Origin of the sequence: Microbacterium testaceum (assembly GCF_001476285.1) — a bacterium.
Taxonomy (GTDB): Bacteria; Actinomycetota; Actinomycetes; order Actinomycetales; family Microbacteriaceae; genus Microbacterium; species Microbacterium testaceum_B.
Map to the genome: position 1 here is coordinate 1 of NZ_LDRU01000052.1, position 5,985 is coordinate 5,985.

Annotated in this window: 7 protein-coding genes; all 7 read right to left on the reverse strand. The window is 67.9% G+C overall.

Translation table 11 applies throughout. From position 1 onward, the window contains the following. Positions 1 to 42: 42 nt before the first annotated feature. The 7 genes from NS283_RS09615 to whiA all read right to left on the reverse strand — a co-directional run bounded on the left by NS283_RS09615 (position 43) and on the right by whiA (position 5,878). The gene (locus NS283_RS09615; protein ID WP_013586743.1) at positions 43 to 396 is read right to left on the reverse strand and encodes an RNA polymerase-binding protein RbpA; all 354 of its coding nucleotides are present in this window, start codon (positions 394 to 396) and stop codon (positions 43 to 45) included. 1 nt (position 397) lies between these two features. Beyond that, on the reverse strand, positions 398 to 646 hold the full coding sequence (gene secG / locus NS283_RS09620) for a preprotein translocase subunit SecG (protein WP_013586744.1): 249 nt from the start codon (positions 644 to 646) through the stop codon (positions 398 to 400). A 114-nt stretch (positions 647 to 760) separates the two neighbouring features. Continuing rightward, entirely contained in the window at positions 761 to 1,549 is a 789-nt protein-coding gene (tpiA, locus tag NS283_RS09625) for a triose-phosphate isomerase (protein ID WP_058596645.1), read from the reverse strand. Next, positions 1,540 to 2,754: a phosphoglycerate kinase gene (locus NS283_RS09630; RefSeq protein ID WP_058596646.1), complete on the reverse strand. Its 1,215-nt coding sequence runs from the start codon at positions 2,752 to 2,754 to the stop codon at positions 1,540 to 1,542. The genes tpiA and NS283_RS09630 overlap by 10 nt, the downstream gene beginning before the upstream one ends. A 6-nt stretch (positions 2,755 to 2,760) precedes the next feature. Next, on the reverse strand, positions 2,761 to 3,771 hold the full coding sequence (gap, locus tag NS283_RS09635; protein WP_058596647.1) for a type I glyceraldehyde-3-phosphate dehydrogenase: 1,011 nt from the start codon (positions 3,769 to 3,771) through the stop codon (positions 2,761 to 2,763). A gap of 104 nt (positions 3,772 to 3,875) precedes the next feature. Next, positions 3,876 to 4,502, reverse strand: a complete 627-nt coding sequence (locus NS283_RS09640) for a superoxide dismutase (protein WP_058596648.1) — start codon at positions 4,500 to 4,502, stop codon at positions 3,876 to 3,878. Between the two features lie 230 nt (positions 4,503 to 4,732). Next, positions 4,733 to 5,878, reverse strand: coding sequence for a DNA-binding protein WhiA (whiA, locus tag NS283_RS09645; RefSeq protein ID WP_346338469.1), 1,146 nt, complete (start codon positions 5,876 to 5,878; stop codon positions 4,733 to 4,735). Between the last annotated feature and the right edge of the window lie 107 nt (positions 5,879 to 5,985).

The window sequence follows — 5,985 nt, forward strand, 5'->3', positions numbered from 1 at the left end:
GCATCCGGTCTCTTCTCGTTACGGCGAACGGTGGCGCAGGCGTTACTGACCGCGGCGCTCGCGCAGCTGCTGCAGCGCGTCGTCGAGGAGAGATGCCGCTTCCTCGTCGGTGCGGCGTTCCTTCACGTACGCGAGGTGCGTCTTGTAGGGCTCGGACTTCGCCAGAGCCGGAGGGTTGTTCTTGTCGCGGCCGGCGGGGAGGCCGGAGTGCGGGGAGTCGATGGTCTCGGGGATCTCGTCGTCGGGGATCCCGGCCGCGAAGTAGCGGACCGTCTCGTTGCCGAGCGCGTCCCAGTACGAGACAGCGACACGATCGGCGTGGAAACCGTGGTCCTGCTCACCCATGGGGCCGGCGCCCACCCGGGAGCCGCGAATCGCGTTGCCGCCAGTAGCCATGTCAGATCTCCGCGAACTTGGTCAGCAGACCGAGGCCGACGATGGTGACGAACCACACCAGCGCGAGCACGATCGTGAAACGGTTGAGGTTGCGCTCTGCCAGGCCCGAAGAGCCGAGCGCGGAGCTCATGCCGCCGCCGAACATGTCGGACAGACCGCCGCCGCGGCCCTTGTGGAGCAGGATGAGGAGGGTCAGCAGGAGACTGGTGACACCCAGGAGCACCTGCAGGACGAACTCGAGAATCTGCACTGTCGAAAGCCTTTCGCGAGCGACCTGGTCGGCCGCACAAGCGTCAAGTATACGGGGAGGCGGGGCGAGCACACGGATGCCCGCGACGAAGCGCCGCGGGCATCCGGTTCGGAGTCAGACCCCGACGTGCTTCTGGTAGCGGATGATCGCCGCGAACTCGTCGACGACGAGGCTCGCGCCACCCACCAGGGCGCCGTCCACATCGGGCTCGCGCATGAACGCGGCGATGTTGTTCGACTTGACCGAGCCGCCGTAGAGCACGCGCGTGCGCGCGGCCGCGTCGGCTCCGAGCTTGTCGGCGACGACGGCCCGCAACTTCGCGCAGACCTCCTGCGCCTGGTCGGGCGTTGCCGCCTGACCCGAGCCGATGGCCCAGACCGGCTCGTACGCCACGACGATGTCGGCACCGGATGCCACGCCCTCGAGCGCGACCTCGAGCTGCCCCACGGGCACGGCGCTCGCGCCGAACTTCTCGAGGTCCTCCGACGTCTCGCCCACGCAGATCACCGGGACGAGACCGTGACGGAGAGCCGCCTGGGTCTTGGCCGCGACGACCTCGTCGGTCTCGTTGTGGAACTGGCGGCGCTCCGAGTGACCGATGATCACGTAGCGCGCGTTCAGCTTGGCCAGGAACTGGCCCGAGATCTCACCGGTGTACGCACCGGAGTCGTGGGCGGACAGATCCTGACCGCCGAGAGCGAACTCGATCTTGTCGGCATCCAGAAGGGTCTGCACGGTCCGCAGGTCGGTGAACGGCGGGAAGACCGCCACCTCGACGCTGTCGTTCTCGTGCTTGGCTTCCTTCAGCGTCCAGTGCAGCTTCTGGACGAACGCGACCGCCTGCAGGTGGTCGAGGTTCATCTTCCAGTTGCCGGCGATGAGGGGGGTTCTGGTCACACCCATCCGAGGACCTCCAGTCCGGGGAGCTTCTTACCTTCGAGGAATTCCAGGCTGGCACCGCCACCGGTGGAGATGTGACCGAACCGGTCGTCCGCGAAGCCGAGCTGACGCACGGCAGCCGCGGAGTCTCCGCCGCCGACGACGCTGAGGCCGTCGACCTCGGTGAGCGCCTGCGCGACGGTCTTGGTGCCGGCTTCGAACGCCTTCATCTCGAACACGCCCATCGGGCCGTTCCAGAAGACGGTGCGGGATCCGCGGATCGCGTCGGCGAACAGCTCCGCCGTGCGGGGACCGATGTCGAGGCCCAGGCCGGACGCGCCGAAGGGTGTGTCCTCCAGCTTGTCGGCATCGGCCACGACGTGCTCGGCGTCCGCAGAGAACGACGCTGCGACGACGGCATCGACCGGAAGCACGATCTCGACGCCGCGCTCCCGCGCCGTGGCGAGGTAGCCCTTCACGGTGTCGATCTGGTCCTGCTCGAGCAGGCTCGAACCGACCTTGTGCCCCTCGGCGACGAGGAAGGTGAACATCATCCCGCCGCCGACGAGAAGCTTGTCGACGCGCGGGAGCAGGTGCTCGATCACGCCGAGCTTGTCGCTGACCTTCGAGCCACCGAGGACGACCGTGTACGGACGCTCCGGGTTCTCGGTCAGGCGGTCGAGGACCTCGAGCTCCTTCTGGATGAGAAGGCCCGCGGCGGACGGCACGATCTGGGCGAGGTCGTAGACGCTCGCCTGCTTGCGGTGCACGACGCCGAAGCCGTCCGACACGAGGGCGTCGCCGAGACGGGCGAGCTCCCGGGCGAACGCCTGGCGTTCGGTCTCGTCCTTCGAGGTCTCCCCCGCGTTGAAGCGGAGGTTCTCGATGACGGCGACCTCGCCGTCCTCCAGGGCGGCCACGGCCTCCTGTGCCGACTCACCGACCGTGTCGCGTGCGAACGCGACGGGCTGGCCGAGCAGCTCGGAGAGGCGCTGCGCGACCGGCTCGAGCGAGTACTTCGGGTCGGGCGCGCCGTCGGGACGGCCCAGGTGCGAGCACACGACCACACGCGCGCCGGCGTTGATCAGTGCGTTGAGAGTCGGCAGCGACGCCCGCACGCGGCCATCGTCCGTGATGACGCCGTCCTTGAGAGGAACGTTCAGGTCACAACGGACGATGACGCGCGTGCCGGCGAGCGACCCCAGCGAATCGAGGGTGCGCAGAGCCATGAAGGGTTACAGGCGCTCGGCGACGTACTCGGTGAGGTCGACGAGGCGGTTCGAGTAGCCCCACTCGTTGTCGTACCACGACGACACCTTGACGAGGTTGCCGCTGACGTTGGTCAGCTCCGCGTCGAAGATCGACGAGTGCGGGTTGCCCTGGATGTCGCTCGAGACGATCGGGTCCTCGGTGTACTGCAGGATGCCGTTCAGGCGCCCCTCGGCAGCGGCCTGCTTGTAGACCTCGTTGACCTGGTCGACGGTCAGACCCTCGGTGGGCGTGACGATGGTGAGGTCGACGATCGAGCCGGTGGGAACCGGAACGCGGTACGACGAGCCGCTGAGCTTGCCGTTGAGCTCGGGGAGCACCAGGCCGATGGCCTTGGCCGCACCGGTCGAGGCGGGGACGATGTTGATCGCGGCGCCGCGGGCACGACGGAGGTCGCTGTGCGGACCGTCCTGCAGGTTCTGGTCGGCGGTGTACGCGTGAGCGGTCATCATGAAGCCGCGCTCGATGCCGAAGGCGTCGTTGAACACCTTCGCCAGCGGGGCGAGGCAGTTCGTGGTGCACGACGCGTTCGAGATGATGACGTCGGTCTCGGGGTTGTACGTCTCTTCGTTCACCCCCATGACGATCGTGGCGTCGTCACCCGTGGCCGGAGCCGAGATGAGGACCTTCTTGGCGCCACCGGCGACGTGCTTCTTGGCGTCTTCCGCCTTGGTGAAGCGACCGGTCGACTCGATGACGATGTCGACACCGAGCTCGCCCCAGGGGAGGTTGGCGGGGTCGCGCTCTTCGAAGACCTTGATGGTCTTGTCGCCGACGGTGATGGAGTCTTCGGTGTACGAGACGTCCTCGGCGAGAACGCCGCCCACGGAGTCGTACTTGAGGAGGTGCGCGAGGGTCTTGTTGTCGGTGAGGTCGTTCACCGCCACGATTTCGAGGTCGGCACCCTGCGCGAGAGCCGCGCGGAGGTAGTTGCGTCCGATACGGCCGAAGCCGTTGATTCCGATCTTGACGGTCACGGAATATCTCCTGAATCAGTTGTGCGCGAGAAGCGCGTGATTGCGGTGTTCGCTAGCGGACAACGGCGTCCCGGTGGGGTGTCCCACCGGGACGCCCGCACCGTTTACGACAGTACCAGCAGACCCGTGGTCTTCTCACGGGCAGCGGCGAAGCGCTCCTGGGCGTCGGCCCAGTTCGCGATGTTCCAGAACGCCTTCACGTAGTCGGCGCGGACGTTCTTGTAGTCGAGGTAGTAGGCGTGCTCCCAGACGTCGAGCAGCAGCAGGGGCACGGTGCCGGCGACGATCTGGCCCTGCTGGTCGAAGAACTGCTGGATGAGCAGGTTCTGGCCGATCGAGTCCCAGAACAGACCCGCCCAGCCCGAGCCCTGCACGCCGAGGGCGGCGGCCGTGAACTGCGCCCGGAACGCGTCGAACGATCCGAACTGGTCGTCGATCGCGGCCTCGAGGTCGCCGGTCGGCTTGTCGCCGCCGTTGGGCGAGAGGTTCGTCCAGAAGATCGAGTGGTTCGTGTGGCCGCCGAGGTTGAAGGCGAGGTCCTTCTGCAGACGGTTGATGTTGGCGAAGTCGCCCTTCTCACGCGCTTCCGCGAGCAGGTCGAGGGTGGCGTTCGCGCCGTTCACGTACGTCTGGTGGTGCTTGCTGTAATGCAGCTCCATGATGGTCGCACTGATGTGCGGCTCCAGCGCGGCGTAGTCGTAGGGGAGTTCGGGCAGTGTGTACTTCGCCATGGTCTCTACTTCCGGATCGGTCGCCGCACAGAGGCCTCAACGCAAGAAACGACGTGCAGCGAGGGTGACGTTTTCATCCTACTGACGGGTAACGCCGCGCCCACGGGGTTGCTTCCCCACATGACGGAAGATAGGTCGCCCGGGCGCGTCGCTCGTCACGCCAGCGATGAAGACGGATGCCGGAGGCACGGCATCCGACGCTCTCCGTGCCGCGACAACGTGAGGTGCGCTCAGCCCTCGATGCCGACGGGGACCGCGGCCTCCGTGCCGGGAATGCCCTCGACTTCGGCCTTCTTGTCGGCCATGGCCAGCAGACGGCGGATGCGGCCGGCGACGGCATCCTTCGTCAGGGGCGGGTCGGCGTGGTGACCCAGCTCGTCGAGGCTCGCGTCGCGGTGAGCGAGACGGAGCTCGCCCGCCTGCTGGAGGTGCTCGGGCACCTCGTCACCGAGGATCTCGAGAGCGCGCTCGACGCGGGCGCAGGCGGCGACCGCGGCCTGCGCGGAGCGACGGAGGTTCGCGTCGTCGAAGTTCACGAGACGGTTGACGCCCGCACGCACCTCGCGGCGCTGGCGCATCTGATCCCACTCCCCCGCCGTGCGACGAGCGCCCATCTCGTAGAGCGCACCGCGAATCGCCTCGCCGTCGCGGACGACGACGCGCGGGACGCCGCGCACCTCGCGGGCCTTCGCGGGGATGCCGATGCGGTGACCCGCACCGACGAGCGCCATCGCGGCCTCGGATGAGGGGCAGGAGATCTCGAGTGCGGCGGAGCGTCCGGGATCGCTCAGCGAGCCGCTCGCGAGGAAAGCACCCCGCCAGATCGCGCTCAGATCGGGGCGCGATCCCGTGGTGAGTTTGTTCGGGAGCCCGCGGACAGGGCGACGGCGCTGGTCGAGGAGACCGGTCTGGCGCGCGAGCGTCTCCCCCGCTTCGATGACGCGCACCGCGTAGTACCCGCCGGTGCGTCCGCCGGATCCCTGCACGTGGTGAAGTTCGGGACGGACGCCGTACAGCTCGACGAGGTCGCGGGCGACGCGGCGGGCGAGAACGTCGGAGTCGAGCTCGGCCTCCACCGCGACACGATTGGCGATGGAGTGCAGTCCGCCGGAGAATCGCAGGATGGCCGTGAGCTCCGCGACGCGCGCGGTGGGGCGCGGGTCGCGTACGGTGATGAGCTCGGCCTTCACGTCGGCGGTCAGGGGCACGGTCGACTCGGTCATCCCGAGCGGCTCGAACAGACGGCTCGCGAGGAGGGTCGGGTAGTCAATGTCCGCGCACCGAGCGATCGCATGGCCGAGCAGAGCCGTGACGAGGTTCGAGTACGCGAAGGCACCGGTATCCCAGACCAGCTCTGCTCGGGTGAGGCGGATAATCTAGTCGGCGGTCAGAGTGTAGGGGTTCTGCCCGAGGAGGCTGCGGCCGAGCGAGTCGGCGAGGAATCCAGGATCGGTGAGCAGGCGTGGAAGCCAGGACAGGTGCG